Source organism: Streptomyces sp. NBC_00704, from assembly GCF_036226605.1.
Taxonomy (GTDB): domain Bacteria; phylum Actinomycetota; class Actinomycetes; order Streptomycetales; family Streptomycetaceae; genus Streptomyces.
On record NZ_CP109000.1, the window covers coordinates 2,131,014 to 2,146,508 of the forward strand.

16 protein-coding genes and 1 riboswitch are annotated in these 15,495 nt (G+C 72.9%); of the genes, 8 read left to right on the forward strand and 8 right to left on the reverse strand.

The window, feature by feature from the left end:
• Window positions 1-5: 5 nt before the first annotated feature.
• On the reverse strand, window positions 6-401 hold the full coding sequence (locus OG802_RS09420) for a hypothetical protein (protein WP_329408997.1): 396 nt from the start codon (window positions 399-401) through the stop codon (window positions 6-8).
• 52 nt (window positions 402-453) lie between these two features.
• A riboswitch (TPP riboswitch) is annotated at window positions 454-565 on the forward strand.
• Between OG802_RS09420 and thiO the strand changes: the two genes are divergently transcribed.
• The 5 genes from thiO to OG802_RS09445 all read left to right on the forward strand — a co-directional run bounded on the left by thiO (window position 563) and on the right by OG802_RS09445 (window position 6,217).
• A complete protein-coding gene (thiO, locus tag OG802_RS09425; RefSeq protein ID WP_329408999.1) occupies window positions 563-1,729 on the forward strand; it encodes a glycine oxidase ThiO in 1,167 nt (388 codons plus the stop codon). It overlaps the preceding riboswitch by 3 nt.
• A gap of 404 nt (window positions 1,730-2,133) precedes the next feature.
• The gene (thiS, locus tag OG802_RS09430) at window positions 2,134-2,334 is read left to right on the forward strand and encodes a sulfur carrier protein ThiS (RefSeq protein WP_329417007.1); all 201 of its coding nucleotides are present in this window, start codon (window positions 2,134-2,136) and stop codon (window positions 2,332-2,334) included.
• Between the two features lie 3 nt (window positions 2,335-2,337).
• The gene (locus tag OG802_RS09435) at window positions 2,338-3,132 is read left to right on the forward strand and encodes a thiazole synthase (RefSeq protein WP_329409001.1); all 795 of its coding nucleotides are present in this window, start codon (window positions 2,338-2,340) and stop codon (window positions 3,130-3,132) included.
• Between the two features lie 135 nt (window positions 3,133-3,267).
• Window positions 3,268-5,202 carry a Stk1 family PASTA domain-containing Ser/Thr kinase gene (pknB, locus tag OG802_RS09440; protein WP_329409002.1) on the forward strand — a complete coding sequence of 645 codons (1,935 nt, stop codon included), beginning with the start codon at window positions 3,268-3,270 and terminating at the stop codon, window positions 5,200-5,202.
• 184 nt (window positions 5,203-5,386) lie between these two features.
• A complete protein-coding gene (locus tag OG802_RS09445) occupies window positions 5,387-6,217 on the forward strand; it encodes a deoxyribonuclease IV (RefSeq protein ID WP_329417008.1) in 831 nt (276 codons plus the stop codon).
• 13 nt (window positions 6,218-6,230) lie between these two features.
• Here the strand turns inward: OG802_RS09445 and OG802_RS09450 are convergent, their stop codons facing one another.
• Window positions 6,231-6,863 carry a sulfite oxidase-like oxidoreductase gene (locus tag OG802_RS09450; RefSeq protein WP_329409004.1) on the reverse strand — a complete coding sequence of 211 codons (633 nt, stop codon included), beginning with the start codon at window positions 6,861-6,863 and terminating at the stop codon, window positions 6,231-6,233.
• 186 nt (window positions 6,864-7,049) lie between these two features.
• Between OG802_RS09450 and bfr the strand changes: the two genes are divergently transcribed.
• Window positions 7,050-7,529, forward strand: a complete 480-nt coding sequence (gene bfr, locus OG802_RS09455) for a bacterioferritin (RefSeq protein WP_329409007.1) — start codon at window positions 7,050-7,052, stop codon at window positions 7,527-7,529.
• A 24-nt stretch (window positions 7,530-7,553) separates the two neighbouring features.
• Here bfr and OG802_RS09460 read toward each other — a convergent pair whose 3' ends face one another.
• Window positions 7,554-7,820 carry a (2Fe-2S)-binding protein gene (locus OG802_RS09460; protein WP_329409009.1) on the reverse strand — a complete coding sequence of 89 codons (267 nt, stop codon included), beginning with the start codon at window positions 7,818-7,820 and terminating at the stop codon, window positions 7,554-7,556.
• Window positions 7,821-7,935: 115 nt separating this feature from the next.
• Entirely contained in the window at window positions 7,936-9,288 is a 1,353-nt protein-coding gene (locus OG802_RS09465; RefSeq protein ID WP_329409011.1) for a class II 3-deoxy-7-phosphoheptulonate synthase, read from the reverse strand.
• Window positions 9,289-9,395: 107 nt separating this feature from the next.
• Here OG802_RS09465 and OG802_RS35930 point away from each other — a divergent pair, with 107 nt between their 5' ends.
• Window positions 9,396-9,452: a trp operon leader peptide gene (locus OG802_RS35930; protein WP_393345483.1), complete on the forward strand. Its 57-nt coding sequence runs from the start codon at window positions 9,396-9,398 to the stop codon at window positions 9,450-9,452.
• Between the two features lie 118 nt (window positions 9,453-9,570).
• Window positions 9,571-11,433: an anthranilate synthase family protein gene (locus OG802_RS09470; protein WP_329409012.1), complete on the forward strand. Its 1,863-nt coding sequence runs from the start codon at window positions 9,571-9,573 to the stop codon at window positions 11,431-11,433.
• A 4-nt stretch (window positions 11,434-11,437) separates the two neighbouring features.
• Here OG802_RS09470 and OG802_RS09475 read toward each other — a convergent pair whose 3' ends face one another.
• The 4 genes from OG802_RS09475 to OG802_RS09490 are packed head-to-tail and all read right to left on the reverse strand — an operon-like array spanning window position 11,438 to window position 15,358.
• Entirely contained in the window at window positions 11,438-12,466 is a 1,029-nt protein-coding gene (locus OG802_RS09475) for a 6-phosphofructokinase (protein WP_329409014.1), read from the reverse strand.
• A gap of 53 nt (window positions 12,467-12,519) precedes the next feature.
• Entirely contained in the window at window positions 12,520-13,197 is a 678-nt protein-coding gene (locus OG802_RS09480; protein WP_329409016.1) for a response regulator transcription factor, read from the reverse strand.
• Window positions 13,194-14,432, reverse strand: coding sequence for a MacS family sensor histidine kinase (gene macS, locus OG802_RS09485; RefSeq protein WP_329409018.1), 1,239 nt, complete (start codon window positions 14,430-14,432; stop codon window positions 13,194-13,196). Before macS ends, OG802_RS09480 begins: the two co-directional genes overlap by 4 nt.
• Before the next feature lie 56 nt (window positions 14,433-14,488).
• Complete coding sequence (locus OG802_RS09490; protein ID WP_329409020.1) at window positions 14,489-15,358, reverse strand: lysophospholipid acyltransferase family protein; 870 nt, start codon at window positions 15,356-15,358, stop codon at window positions 14,489-14,491.
• Window positions 15,359-15,495 lie beyond the last annotated feature (137 nt).

Genomic DNA, 15,495 nt, shown 5'->3' on the forward strand with positions numbered 1-15,495 from the left:
GTCAGTCAGCGGCCGTGCTCCGTGACCTGCTCCACACCGCCGCCGCCGGGGCCGTCCGCACCGCCGGGGATCTCCTCCACGACGCTCGTCCCGCTGCCCGGCCGCGACTCCCACTCCCAGCGCTCGTCGAGGCGCACCCGGCCGTCGGGCAGTTCGGCCACCGTGGACACGCAGTGCCCCGAGGACGTCGTACCGTCGTGCTTGAGCTGGACGTACCGGAAGTCGAGCCGGTCTCCCTCCCGGGTACCCAGCAGATGGCCGCGTACGACGTCGCCGCCCGCGTAGTCGGCCCACACCGCCCCGTCCCGCTCGTGGTACGCGAAGCGGGTGCGGACGCCGACCTGGCCGGGCGCCTGGTCGGCCACCGGGGCGAGGACGAGGCCGTCCAGTGACTTGGCCATGCGCGGAGGCTCCCTTACTGCGGTGTGCGGCGGCGGGCTAGGGTGGCCACCGTAGAGCACTCGCGGGAGCCCGGACGCACCGGGCTGAGAGGGAGGCTGGCGGCCTCCGACCGTACGAACCTGATCCGGGTCATGCCGGCGAAGGGAGGGGCTGGACGCCCATGTCGTCTCCGCGTACGTCAGACGTCCTCGTCATCGGGGGCGGGATCATCGGGCTGGTCACGGCCTGGCGGGCCGCACAGCGCGGGCTCGCCACGGCGGTGGTCGACCCGGAGCCGGGCGGCGGGGCCGCCCAGGTGGCCGCCGGGATGCTGGCCGCCGTCACCGAACTGCACCACGGCGAGCAGACGCTGCTCGGCCTCAACCTGGCGTCGGCGCGGCGCTATCCGGACTTCGCCGCCGAACTCACGGAGCTGACCGGACAGGACCTCGGGTACCGGCGGTGCGGCACGCTGGCCGTCGCGCTGGACGCCGACGACCGGGCGCACCTGCGCGAACTGCACGCCTTGCAGCGGCAGTCGGGGCTGGAGTCGGAGTGGCTGTCCGGGCGGGAGTGCCGGCGCCTGGAGCCGATGCTCGCGCCGGGGGTGCGTGGCGGGCTGCGGGTGGACGGCGACCACCAGGTCGACCCGCGGCGGCTCGCGCGGGCCCTGGTGAGCGCGTGCGAACGGACGGGCGTGGTCTTCCACCGGGCCTGGGCCGAGCGGCTGACCGTGGCGGGCGAGCGGGCCGCGGGCGCCGTCACGCGGGACGGCACGGCGCTGGCGGCAGGGCAGACGGTGCTCGCCGGCGGCAGTCTGAGCGGGCGGCTCGCCGGGGTCCCGAGGGACGTGCTGCCGCCCGTGCGGCCCGTGAAGGGGCAGGTGCTGCGGCTGACCGTGCCGCAGCGCTGCGCGCCGTTCCTCAGCCGGACCGTGCGGGCCGTGGTGCGCGGCAGCCAGGTCTATCTCGTGCCGCGCGACAACGGCGAACTGGTGGTGGGCGCGACCAGCGAGGAGCTGGGCTGGGACACGACGGTGACGGCGGGGGGCGTGTACGAACTGCTGCGCGACGCCCACGAGCTGATCCCGGGGATCACCGAACTGCCGCTCACCGAGACGCGGGCGGGTCTGCGCCCCGCGTCCCCGGACAACGCGCCGCTGCTCGGGCCGACCGGGCTCGCGGGGCTGTCGCTGGCGACCGGGCACTACCGCAACGGCGTGCTGCTGACGCCGGTGACCGGTGACGCGATGGCGCAGGTCCTGGCCACCGGCGAACTCCCGGACGAGGCCCGTCCCTTCACTCCCCGGCGCTTCGGCGTCGCCGCACTCTCGGAGCAGCCCGCATGACCACCCCGCCCATCCCGGACGCACAGGCCGCACCGGCCGCACCGGCCGCACAGAGCGCACCGGCCGCACAGAGCGTTCCTGGCGAACCGGCCACACCGAGCGCACGGAGCGCTCCGGGCGAACCGACCACACCGGCCACAGCGAGGGCACAGAACCCTTCAACCACGCCGAGCGCTCCGATCACACCGGCCGCATCGGCCATACCGAGCGCTGCGGGCGCTTCCGCCACACCGGGCGCTCCGGCCACACCGGGCACTCCCGGCGCTCCCGGCGCTCCCGGCGCTCCCGGCGCTCCGGGCGCTCCGGGCGCTCCGGCCGCCCCGACCTCACTGGCCACTCCAGGCGCACCGGGCACACCGGGCTCACCAGGCGCACCGGCCGCCCCGGCCGCACCCGCCGCCCGGCTGACCGTCTCGGTCAACGGCGAGCGGCGGCAGTTCGCGGTCGGCACCGTCCTCGACGGCGTCGTGCGGTCCCTGACGCCGGCCGCCTCCGGGGTGGCCGCCGCGCTCAACGAGACCGTCGTCCCGCGCGCGCGGTGGGCGTCCACGGCGCTCCACGAAGGCGACCGCGTGGAGGTCCTCACCGCGGTCCAGGGGGGCTGAGCCATGGCCGACGACTCCTTCGGCCTCGGAGGGCTCACGTTCTCCTCGCGGCTGATCATGGGCACCGGCGGCGCGCCCAGCCTGGACGTGCTGGAACGCGCGCTGGTCGCGTCCGGCACCGAGCTGACCACGGTCGCGATGCGCCGGGTGGACCCCACGGTGCACGGCTCGGTGCTGTCGGTGCTGGAGCGGCTGGGCATCCGGGTGCTGCCGAACACGGCGGGGTGCTTCACGGCCGGCGAGGCCGTGCTGACCGCGCGGCTGGCCAGGGAGGCGCTCGGCACGGATCTGGTCAAGCTGGAGGTCATCGCCGACGAGCGGACGCTGCTGCCGGATCCGGTCGAGCTGCTGGACGCGGCGGAGACGCTGGTGGACGACGGCTTCACCGTGCTGCCCTACACCAACGACGATCCGGTGCTGGCGCGCAGGCTGGAGGACGTCGGCTGCGCCGCGGTCATGCCGCTGGGCTCCCCGATCGGCTCCGGCCTGGGCATCCGCAACCCGCACAACTTCCAGCTGATCGTCGAGCACGCGCGGGTGCCGGTGATCCTGGACGCGGGCGCCGGCACGGCGTCCGACGTGGCGCTGGCGATGGAGCTGGGGTGCGCGGGGGTGATGCTGGCGTCGGCGGTGACGCGCGCGCGGGATCCGGAACGGATGGCGTGCGCCATGCGGGCCGGCGTCGAGGCGGGGCGGCTGGCCCGGCTGGCGGGCCGTATCCCGCGCCGCTGGTTCGCGCAGGCCTCGTCGCCCGCCGAGGGCATGGCCGCGCTGGATCCGGAGCGTCCCGCCTTCTGACCCGCGGCGACGGCGTCGGGCGCGGGGCGGCGGTGACGTCCGGGGACCGGGACGCGCGTCACAGGTCGGCTGCAGTCGGGCCGCGATCCCGGCGGGACCGGCGAGGTGTCGGCGGCGGCTCGTACACTCACCTGCGTGGACACGACCCTTCAGGACCCTCTGGTCGGGCAGGTGCTCGACGGCCGCTATCGCGTCGAGGCGCGGATCGCGGTCGGCGGGATGGCCACGGTCTACCGGGCCGTGGACACCCGCCTCGACCGCGTGCTCGCGCTCAAGGTGATGCATCCGGCGCTCGCCGCCGACGGCGCGTTCGTCGAGCGGTTCATCCGGGAGGCGAAGTCCGTCGCCCGGCTCGCCCACCCCAACGTCGTGCAGGTCTTCGACCAGGGCGCGGACGGGTCGTACGTCTATCTCGCCATGGAGTACATCGCCGGCTGCACGCTGCGTGACGTGCTGCGCGAGCGCGGCGCGCTTCAGCCGAGGGCCGCGCTCGACATCCTGGAGCCCGTGCTCGCGGCGCTGGGCGCCGCGCACCGGGCCGGGTTCGTGCACCGGGACATGAAGCCCGAGAACGTGCTGATAGGGGACGACGGGCGGGTCAAGGTCGCCGACTTCGGGCTCGTGCGGTCCGTGGACACCGTCACCAGCACCACCGGCGCGGTGCTGGGCACCGTCGCCTACCTCGCCCCCGAGCAGATCGAGCAGCCCGGCGCGGCCGACCCCCGGGTCGACGTCTACGCGTGCGGGGTCGTGCTGTACGAGATGCTCACCGGCGAGAAGCCGCACGACGGGGACTCCCCCGCGATCGTGCTCTACAAGCACCTGCACGAGGACGTCCCGCCGCCGTCGGCCGTGGTCCCGGGCCTGCCGCCCGTCCTGGACGAACTGGTCGCCGCCGCCACCGCCCGCACCACCGGCGTCCGGCCGCCGGACGCGGTCGCGCTGCTCGCAAAGGCGCGGGAGGCGCGCGGCGCGCTCAGCGAGGAGCAGCTGGACGCGCTGCCCCCGCAGGCGGTCTCCGCCGCGCACGACGGCGCCGAGGACCGCACCAGCGTGATCCCGCGTTCGCTCACGGTGCCCCGGCCGCTGCCGGTGGACGGAGACGACGAGGCCGGGGCCGAGGTGCACCGCACCTCACGCTTCCACAGCCCGCCGCCCCTGCCGCCGAGGCGCCGTTTCGGGCGGCCCCGGCGCGGGGTGCTCGCGCTCGTCACCGCCGTGCTGCTGGTGCTGGGCGTGGGCGCGGGCGTCTGGTACATCAACTCCGGCCAGTTCACGAAGGTCCCGGCGGTGCTGACGCAGAAGGAGGCCGAGGCCCGGCAGCGGCTGGAGGCGGCCGGGCTGAAGGTGGGCAAGGTCGAGCACCGGCACAGCGACACCGTCGCGCGCGGCACGGTCCTGGGCACCGACCCCGGGCCGGGCGCCCGGATCCGCAAGCACGACGCGGTGACGCTGACCGTGTCCGACGGCCCCGAGATGGTGAAGGTGCCGGACGTGCGGGGCGCGCGGCTGAAGAAGGCCGAGGCGTCGCTCAGGGAGGGCGGCCTGGAACCGGGCCTGGTCACCGAGGAGTTCAGCGACGACGTCGAGCAGGGCGCGGTGATCGGCACCGATCCCGAGGCGGGCGTTCAGCGCCGCGCGGGCACCGCGGTGTCGATCGTCGTGAGCAAGGGCAGCCCGGTCGACGTCCCCGACGTCACCGGCGAGGACCTGAAAGACGCCCGTGCCGAGTTGCAGGAGGCCGGTCTGAAGGTGAAGATCGCCCCGCAGCAGGTCAACTCCGAGTTCGACAAGGGGAAGGTCGCGGCGCAGACGCCCAAGGAGGGCGGACGGCTCGCCGTCGGCGCCACGGTGACGCTGACGCTGTCGAAGGGACCGGAGATGATCGAGGTCCCGGACGTCGTGGGCGAGAGCGTCGACGACGCCAAGTCGCTCCTGGAGCAGTCCGGGTTCGAGGTCAAGGAGGACCGGGGACTGCTCGGCCTGTTCGGCGACACGGTGAAGAAGCAGTCGGTGGAGGCGGGCGACAAGGCCCCCAAGGGGTCGACGATCACCATCACCATCCGGTGACCGGCGGGGGCGGCGGACATGACACCCTGAACGGGTGAGTCCCGCAGCCCCCTCCCGTTTTCCGGCCCCCGCCTCTCCCTCCCCCGCGTCCCCGCTTTCCACATCCCCGCTCGCCACGGCCCCGCTCCCCGCGTACCGCTCTTCCTCGTCGCCGTTCCCGTCCCGCAACCCCGTCGGCAGCCATGTGCCCGTGGCCGGCGGTCTGCACGACGTGGGCATGTCGTACGCGCGCGATCTGCGGGCCGAGGCGGTCCAGGTGTTCGTCGCCAACCCGCGCGGCTGGGCCACGCCCGCAGGGAACCCGCGTCAGGACGAGGCCTTCCGGGAGCGGTGCGCGGCGGAGGCGATACCGGCCTACGTGCACGCGCCGTACCTGATCAACTTCGGCTCGCACACCGAGGCGACCGTGGAGCGGTCGGTGGAGTCGATGCGGCATTCGCTGCGGCGCGGCCGGGCGATCGGCGCCCTGGGCGTGGTCGTGCACACGGGCAGCGCGACGGGCGGGCGCGACCGGTCGGTGGCGCTGAAGCAGGTGCGCGAGCATCTGCTGCCGCTGCTGGACGAGCTGACCCATGACGACGACCCGTTCCTGCTGCTGGAGTCCACCGCCGGGCAGGGCTCCTCGCTCTGCTCCCGGACCTGGGACTTCGGGCCGTACTTCGAGGCGCTGGACGCCCACCCCAAACTGGGCGTCTGCCTCGACACCTGCCACGTCTTCGCGGCCGGGCACGACCTGACGGGTCCGGTCGGCATGCACCAGACGCTCGACCTGCTGGTGGAGACGGTGGGCGAGGGCCGGCTGAGGCTGATCCACGCCAACGACTCCAAGGACGTGGCCGGCGCCCACAAGGACCGGCACGAGAGCATCGGCTCGGGTCACATCGGCGAGGACCCGTTCCGGGCGCTGATGACGCACCCGGCGACCGCGGGCGTCCCGCTGGTCATCGAGACGCCCGGCGGCAAGGAGGGCCATGCGGCGGACGTGGAGCGGCTGAAGAAGCTCCGGGACGGCTGAGCCGCCGTCCCCCTCACAGCTCGGGGCCGTCCCCCGGCTCCTCCTGGTAGGAGTAGCGCTGTTCCCGCCAGGGGTCGCCGACGTTGTGGTAGCCGCGCTCCTCCCAGAAGCCGCGCCGGTCGGCCGTCATGTACTCGACGCCCCGGACCCACTTGGGGCCCTTCCAGGCGTAGAGGTGCGGGACGACGAGCCGGAGGGGGAAGCCGTGTTCCGCCGTGAGCAGCTCGCCGTCCTTGTGGGTGGCGAAGATCGTGCGCTCGGCGGCGAAGTCGGCCAGGCGCAGGTTCGAGCTGAAGCCGTACTCGGCCCACACCATCACATGGGTGACGCCGGGGGCGGGCGGCGCGATGTCGAGGACCGTGCGGGCCGGGATCCCGCCCCATTCGGCGCCGAGCATGCTGAACTTCGTCACGCAGTGCAGGTCGGCGACGACGGAGGCGTACGGGAGGGCGGCGAACTCGTCGTGGTTCCAGGAGTGCTTCTCACCGTCGGCGGTGGCGCCGAAGACCCGGAAGTCCCAGCGTTCGGGCCGGAACTTGGGGACGGGACCGTAGTGGGTGACGGGCCAGCCGCGCTGAAGTCGCTGTCCCGGCGGGAGCTCGGACACCGCTTCTTCTCCAGACTCGCGCTCCACCGGATGACCCATGACTCCATCCTGACAGACCCGGGACGGTGCGCAGGACCAGCCATGACCGGGCCCGTCCCGAATCGGGCAACTGCTGCCAATCGCGGACCAACCTACTAAGTACGCACTTACTGGACGATCTTCGGCCCCGGTGAAATCATGCGGCCGCAACCTCCCCGCAGTCCCGACGTGGAAGGAGCCTCTGCGATGCAGGGCGACCCCGAGGTCATCGAGTTCCTCAACGAGCAGCTCACCGGCGAGCTCACCGCCATCAACCAGTACTTCCTCCACGCCAAGATGCAGGAGAACTTCGGCTGGACGAAGCTCGCGAAGTACACGCGCCACGAGTCGTTCGACGAGATGAAGCACGCCGAGGTGCTCACCGACCGGATCCTCTTCCTGGACGGCCTGCCGAACTACCAGCGGCTGTTCCACGTACGGGTCGGCCAGACGGTGAAGGAGATGTTCGAGGCCGACCGGCAGGTCGAGGTCGAGGCGATCGACCGCCTCCGGCGCGGCATCCGGGTGATGCGCGAGAAGGGCGACATCACCTCAGCGAACATCTTCGAGTCGATCCTCGCGGACGAGGAGCACCACATCGACTACCTCGACACCCAGCTGGAGCTGGTGGAGAAGCTCGGTGAGGCCCTGTACCTCGCGCAGCTGATCGAACAGCCGGAGAGCTGACCGAGGCCGGGCACGAGACCCGGGTCAGGCCGCGGCCGCGCCCTCGAACCCGGCGGCGACGGACGAGGTTCCCCGTTCCGCGACGGCCGGTGCGACGCGGTCGGCGAGGTCGCCGCGCGAGCAGGCTCCCCTGCCGAGCATGGCCTGGATCCGGCGGACGCAGGAGCCGCAGTCGGTGCCGGCCTTGCAGGCGGAGGCGATCTGGCGGGGGGTGCACGCCCCGTCGTCCACGTGCCGCTGGACCTGCGCCTCGGTCACGCCGAAGCAGTTGCAGACGTACACGCGGTTCACCTCCTGCCGAGATCGATAAGGCTAACCTAACCTTACCCGGCGTTCCGTGAGCGCAAAAGGGCGGTGGGGCGCGGATCGGGTGTGATCCGCGCCCCACCGCCCTCGCGGCCTCTTCCTACTGGTCGCGGTACATCTCCGCCACCAGGAACGCCAGGTCCAGGGACTGGCTGCGGTTCAGCCGCGGGTCGCAGGCCGTCTCGTAGCGCTGGTGCAGGTCGTCGACGAAGATCTCGTCGCCGCCGCCCACGCACTCGGTGACGTCGTCGCCGGTCAGCTCGACGTGGATGCCGCCCGGGTGGGTGCCGAGGCCCTTGTGGACCTCGAAGAAGCCCTTGACCTCGTCGAGCACGTCGTCGAAACGGCGGGTCTTGTGGCCCGAGGCCGCCTCGTAGGTGTTGCCGTGCATCGGGTCGGTGATCCAGACCACGGTCGCGCCCGAGGCGGTGACCTTCTCGACCAGCTCGGGCAGCTTGTCGCGGACCTTGTCGGCGCCCATGCGGACGATGAAGGTCAGCCGGCCGGGCTCGCGGTCGGGGTCGAGGCGCTCGATGTACTGAAGCGCCTCCTCGGCCGTCGTCGTCGGGCCGAGCTTGACGCCGATCGGGTTGCGGATCTTCGAGGCGAACTCGATGTGCGCGTGGTCCAGCTGCCGGGTGCGCTCGCCGACCCACACCATGTGCGCCGACACGTCGTACAGCAGCCCGGTGCGGGAGTCGACGCGGGTGAGCGCGGACTCGTAGTCGAGCAGCAGCGCCTCGTGCGAGGCGTAGAACTCGACGGTCTTGAACTCCTCCGGGTCGGCCCCGCACGCGTGCATGAAGTTCAGCGCCTGGTCGATCTCACGGGCGAGCTGCTCATAGCGCTGGCCCGACGGCGACGACTTCACGAAGTCCTGGTTCCAGGCGTGCACCTGCCGCAGGTCGGCGTAGCCGCCGGTGGTGAACGCACGCACCAGGTTGAGCGTCGACGCGGACGCGTTGTACATCCGCTTGAGCCGCTCGGGGTCCGGGACGCGCGACTTCTCGTCGAAGTCGAAGCCGTTGACCGAGTCGCCCCGGTACGTCGGCAGGGTCACGCCGTCGCGCGTCTCCGTGCTCTTGGAGCGCGGCTTGGAGTACTGGCCCGCGATGCGGCCGACCTTGACGACCGGCACCGAGGCCGCGTACGTCAGCACGGCGCCCATCTGGAGCAGCGTCTTGAGCTTGTTGCGGATGTGGTCGGCCGACACCGCGTCGAAAGCCTCGGCGCAGTCGCCGCCCTGGAGGAGGAACGCCTCTCCCTTGGCGACGGCCGCCAACCGGGCGCGCAGCTGGTCGCACTCGCCCGCGAAGACGAGCGGCGGATACGACTCGAGGTCCGCGATCACTGCGCGCAGAGCCTCGGTGTCGGGGTACTCGGGCTGCTGCGCCGCGGGCAGGTCTCGCCAGGTGTTGCCAGCGCTGGCGCTGGTCTTAGCGTTCACGGTCACGCCCTCCACATTACGGGGTCGTGTCGAGTCGTTTTCGCGCGGCTCGACAGGTGAGACACCCGCCCGCTCACCTGTGGACCCGGGACGCATGGGGTAAGGTGCGGCGCATGTTCGCGCTTTCGACCCAGAACTGGTGGTGGACCGCTCCTCCGGCGGCCCGCTGACTGCGCGTACCCACGACATCGCGAAGGCCGCCCCGAGGGGCGGCCTTCGGCGTTTCCAGGCCCGGCCGCCCCTCTCCCTGACAGCTCCTGCCAGCCACCAGAGAGAAGGACACGCCCCATGCATCTGCTCGACCTGCTCACCGACCCCCGCCCGTTCGCCCTGCTGCGCCGCCGTACGCCGGGCCGCGACGAGAACGTCGTGGAGCTGCTCCTCGGCCCGGTCGCCGTCCACGAGAAGCTGGCCGACCTGCCCGACGAGGGGCTGGCGCTCGTCCCGTTCCGGCAGATCCGCGAGCGCGGCTTCGAGGTGCGCGACGACGGCACCCCGCTGAGCGTGCTGGTCCCGGAGGAACGGCACGAGATCCCCCTGCCGACGGCGCTCGACCAGCTGCCCGCGCACCGGGTCGACGTCGAGGGCGGCGGCTTCGACGTGGACGACGACGAGTACGCGGAGATCGTCGCGCGGGTGCTGCGGGACGAGATCGGCCGCGGCGAGGGCGCGAACTTCGTGATCCGGCGCACGTACCGGGGCGAGATCCCCGGATTCTCCCGGGCCGACGCCCTGGCCCTGTTCCGGCGGCTCCTGGCGGGCGAGCGCGGCGCGTACTGGACCTTCGTGGTGCACACCGGGGACCGGACGCTGGTGGGGGCGAGCCCCGAGGTGCACGTGCGGATGTCCGGCGGCACGGTCGTCATGAACCCGATCAGCGGGACGTACCGGTATCCCGCCGGGGGGCCGACGCCGGAGCTGCTGCTGGACTTCCTCGCCGACGGCAAGGAGATCGAGGAGCTGTCGATGGTCGTCGACGAGGAGCTCAAGATGATGTGCACCGTCGGCGACATGGGCGGGGTGGTGGTCGGGCCGCGGCTGAAGGAGATGGCGCACCTCGCGCACACCGAGTACGAGCTGCGCGGGAAGTCCTCGCTGGACGCGCGCGAGGTGCTCAGGGAGACCCTGTTCGCGGCGACCGTGACCGGCTCGCCGGTGCAGAACGCCTGCCGGGTCATCGAGCGGCACGAGGCCGGCGGGCGCGGGTACTACGCGGGCGCGCTGGCCCTGCTGGGCCGGGACGCCGGCGGGGCGCAGACCCTCGACTCCCCCATCCTCATCCGCACCGCCGACATCGACGCGGCCGGCGGGCTGCGGGTGCCGGTCGGGGCCACGCTGGTGCGCGGGTCGGACCCGGCGGGCGAGGTCGCCGAGACGCACGCCAAGGCCGCGGGGGTGCTGGCGGCGCTGGGGGTACGCCCCCGGCGGCCGGGCGGGGAGGACGCGCGGCCGCGGCTCGCCGACGACCCCCGGGTGCGGGCCGCGCTCGACGGGCGGCGGGCCTCGCTCGCGCCGTTCTGGCTGCGGATGCAGGAGCGGACCGGCGAGCTGACCGGGCACGCGCTCGTCGTCGACGCCGAGGACACCTTCACGGCGATGCTCGGGCACGTGCTGCGCTCCGCCGGACTCGACGTGAGCGTGCTGCGCCACGACGACGCCGGCGTGCCGGACGCGGTGCGCGCGCACGCGGGGCCGGTGGTGCTGGGCCCCGGCCCCGGCGACCCGTCCGACCCGCGGGACCCGAAGATGCGGTTCCTGCGGGAGCTGACCGCCCGGCTGCTGCGCGAGCACCGCCACGGGGTGCTCGGCGTCTGCCTCGGGCACGAGCTGATCGCGGCCGAACTGGGGCTCGACATCGTCCGCAAGGAGGTGCCGTACCAGGGTGCGCAGACGGAGGTCGACCTGTTCGGACGGCCCGAGACCGTCGGCTTCTACAACAGCTTCGCGGCGCGGTGCGACGACGAGGAGGCGCGCGGGCTCGCGGCACGCGGGGTGGAGGTGAGCCGGGCACCGAACGGGGAGGTGCACGCCCTGCGGGGGCCCGGGTTCGCCGGCGTGCAGTTCCATCCGGAGTCGGTGCTGACGCTGAACGGCGCGGCCCTGGTGCGGGAGGCGGTCGCCCGCCTCCGAGCGACCCGCCTGGACGCGTAGCGGCTCAGCCGAAGAACACCCCCGCCTCCGCGTACAGCGCGGGGTCGACGGTCTTGAGCCGGGCCGTCGCCTCCGCGATCGGCACGCGGACGATGTCCGTGCCGCGCAGGGCGACCATCTTCCCGAAGTCGCCCTCGTGGACGGCGTCGACGGCGTGCAGGCCGAAGCGGGTGGCGAGCCAGCGGTCGAACGCGCTCGGGGTGCCCCCGCGCTGGACATGGCCGAGGACCGTCGTGCGGGCCTCGTTGCCGGTGCGCCGCTCGATCTCCTTGGCGAGCCACTCGCCGACGCCGGACAGCCGCACGTGCCCGAAGGAGTCCAGCGAGCCGTCCTTCAGCACCGCGTCGCCGTCCCGGGGCATCGCGCCCTCGGCGACCACGACGATCGGGGCGTAGGAGGACCGGAAGCGGGAGGCCACCCAGGCGCACACCTGCTCGATGTCGAAGCGCTGCTCGGGGATGAGGATGACGTTGGCGCCGCCCGCCAGGCCGGAGTGCAGGGCGATCCAGCCCGCGTGACGGCCCATCACCTCGACGACGAGGACCCGCATGTGGGACTCGGCGGTGGTGTGCAGCCGGTCGATGGCCTCGGTGGCGATGCCGACGGCGGTGTCGAAGCCGAAGGTGTAGTCGGTGGCGGACAGGTCGTTGTCGATGGTCTTCGGGACGCCGACGCAGGGCACCCCGAACTCGTCGGACAGCCGGGCGGCGACGCCCAGGGTGTCCTCGCCGCCGATCGTGACGAGCGCGTCCACCCCCTGCCGCGCGAGGGTGTCCTTGATGCGGCGGACGCCGTCCTCCTCCTTGAGGGGGTTGGTCCGCGAGGATCCGAGGACGGTGCCGCCGCGCGGGAGGATGCCGCGCACGGCGGGGATGCCGAGCGGGACCGACCTTCCTTCCAGGGGACCGCGCCAGCCGTCCCGGAAGCCGATGAACTCATGGCCGTACTCCTGGACGCCCTTGCGGACGACCGCCCTGATGACGGCGTTGAGGCCGGGGCAGTCCCCGCCTCCGGTCAGTACTCCGACGCGCATGGACGAGTCCCTTCGCCGTTACTGCCTGACGAGGGGTCAGTGTGGCCCGTCCCTCACTCGTCGTCGAGACCCCGCTCGATGGCGTATCGCACCAGTTCGACCCTGTTGTGCAGCTGGAGCTTGCCGAGGGTGTTCTGGACGTGGTTCTGCACGGTGCGGTGGGAGATGACGAGGCGTTCGGCGATCTGCTTGTAGCTCAGACCCTTGGCGACCAGGCGCAGCACCTCCGTCTCCCGGTCCGTCAGCCGGGGCGCGTCCGGCTCGTCGCCACCGGTGGCCGGCCCCGGGTCGGAGGCGAGCCGCCGGTACTCGCCCAGGACCAGTCCGGCGAGACCGGGCGTGAACACCGGGTCGCCGGCGGCCGTCCTGCGCACCGCGTCCAGCAACTCCTCCGTGGACGCCGACTTCAGCAGGTAACCGGTCGCGCCCGACTTCACCGCCTCCAGGACGTCGGCGTGCTCGCCGCTCGCCGACAGCACGAGCACCCGCAGGGCGGGGTCGGCGGCGACGACCTCCTTGCACACCTGGACGCCCGGCTTCACGGGCAGGTTCAGGTCCAGCACGAGCACGTCGGGCGTGGTGGCCCTGGCGCGGCGCACCGCCTGCTCGCCGTCGCCGGCGGTGGCGACCACGTCCAGGCCCGACTCCGCCAGGTCCCGGGCGACCGCGTCGCGCCACATCGGGTGGTCGTCGACCACCATGACCCTGATCGGATCCTGTCTCCCGCTCATCGTGATCCCGCCTTCCCCCGCTGCACGTTCTTCTCCTTCGGCACCGTCAGTTCGACCTCCGTGCCCTGCCCCGGCGTCGAGATCAGCTCGGCGCCGCCGCCGAGGTCGCGCAGCCGGCCGCGGATCGACTGGGCCACGCCGAGCCGGCCCTCGCCCTCGGCCTGCGCGAGCCGCCCCTGCGGGATGCCCGGCCCGTCGTCCCGCACGGTGACGATCACCGCGTCGGGCTCCTCCTCCACCAGGATCCAGGCGCGGGCGTCGTCGCCGGCGTGTCTGCGCACATTGTCCAGGGCCGCCCCGACCGCCGCCGCCAGCTCCCGCGCGGCGGGCCCCGGCAGCACCACCGGCGCGCCGGGCTCCGCGAGGTTCACCCGGGCCGCGGCGAACGGCGCGAGCAGGGCGCGCAGATCGAGCGGGCCGTCCGGCTCGGCCTCCTCCGGCGCGGGATCGTCGACGGCGTAGACGACGGCGCCGTCGGCCGCGTCCCGCGAGACCCGGGAGACGGGCACGAGGCCGCCGGAGACCAGCGTGCGCAGCGCGACCTCCTGTTCCCCGGCCATCCGGCCCAGCTCGGCCGCCTCGCCGCCGATGACCGCGCCGCGCCGCTGCACCATGGCCAGCACCTGTAGCACGCTGTCGTGGATGTCCCGGGCGAGGCGCTCGCGCTCGCGGGTCGCCGCCTCGATCTCCAGGGCGCGGGCGAGGGTGCGCTCGGAGGCGCGGGCCACCTCGACGACGTAGCCGATGGCGATGGAGGCGACCCACACGAGGACGACGTTGTGCACGGTGTCACGGGCCGGGGTGCCGCGTTCGACGAGGTTGGTCACCGCGACGGCCGTGGACGCGAAGGCCGCCCAGCGCCAGCCGCCCTTGATGGCGAAGGCCAGGACCGAGCCGGCGGTCCATATCGACGGCAGCGTCGGCCCGCCCGACTGGATGCGCTCGTGGCTGTCCGCGACGGCGGTGAGCATGATGCCGGTCAGGGCGACCGCCAGGTCGACGGCGAGGAAACGCCTGGTGCAGCTCGCCGCGTTCGCGACCCTGGGCAGCGTCGCCAGCGTCCACACGAACAGGACGCAGTAGTAGACGACGGCGACCCAGGGGCGCGCGAACCCGTCGTAGGCGGTGGCGAAGAAGCCCACCGCGTACAGCATGGTGAGCACCCGGTAGCCGGCGAGCGCACGCCACAGCGGCAACTCGACCGACATTCTCAGCACTGCCTCGCGCCTGGCCATTCGCCCGCCCCCCGGACCGCCGACTACCGCTCTTCGTCCCCCGGCCGCACTGCGTCCTACGGCCGCTCTTCGTCCTTGCTCCGCGCCGCGTCCTCGTTCTGCGCCGCGTCGTCGTTCCGCGCCGCGTCGTCGTTCCGCGCCGTGCCCTCGTTCCGCGCCGCGTCGTCGTTCCGCTCTTCGTCCTTCTTGGCCTGTTCCTTCTCGGCCTGCGCGAGAGCCGCCTTCGCGGCCTTCTCCGCTTCCTTCTCGGCCTTCGCCGCCTCCGCGATCTGCCGCTTGGCGGCGGTCGCGTACATGTCGACGTACTCCTGGCCGGAGAGCTTCATGATCTCGTACATGACCTCGTCGGTCACGGCGCGCAGCACGAAGCGGTCGTGGTCCATGCCCTGGTAGCGGCTGAAGTCCAGCGGCCGGCCGATGCGGATGCCCGGCCGCATGATCTTCGGGAGGACCTTCCCGGGCGGCTGGATCTTCTCCGTGTCGATCATCGCGACCGGGATCACCGGCGCCCCGGTGGCGAGCGCCACGCGCGCGAGGCCGCCCGGCTTGCCCCGGTAGAGCCGCCCGTCCGGCGAGCGCGTGCCCTCCGGGTAGATACCGAACAGCTCACCGCGCTCCAGCACGTCCATGCCGCTGCGGATCGCGGCCTCGCCGGCGCCGCGCCCCCCGGAGCGGTCCACCGGGAGCTGCCCGACGCCCTTGAAGAAGGCCGCCGTCAGCCGGCCCTTCACCCCGGGCGTGGTGAAGTACTCCGCCTTCGCGATGAAGGTGACCTTGCGGTCCAGGACCGCGGGCAGGAAGAACGAGTCCGAGAAGGACAGGTGGTTGCTCGCCAGGATCGCGGGGCCCTCGTCGGGGATGTTCTCGAGGCCTTCCACCCAGGGCCTGAAGGCGACCTTCAACGGTCCCCCGATAGCGACCTTCATCGCGCCGTACAACAAGCGAGTGCCTCCTGTTTGTGTCGCACAGACCTTAACCCGCCGGTGGCGGCAAAGGCTCCGGCGACCCTGGTCGGTGTCGGTGGGGTCGCGTACGGTGAAACACACGTCCCTCCCATGCAGAA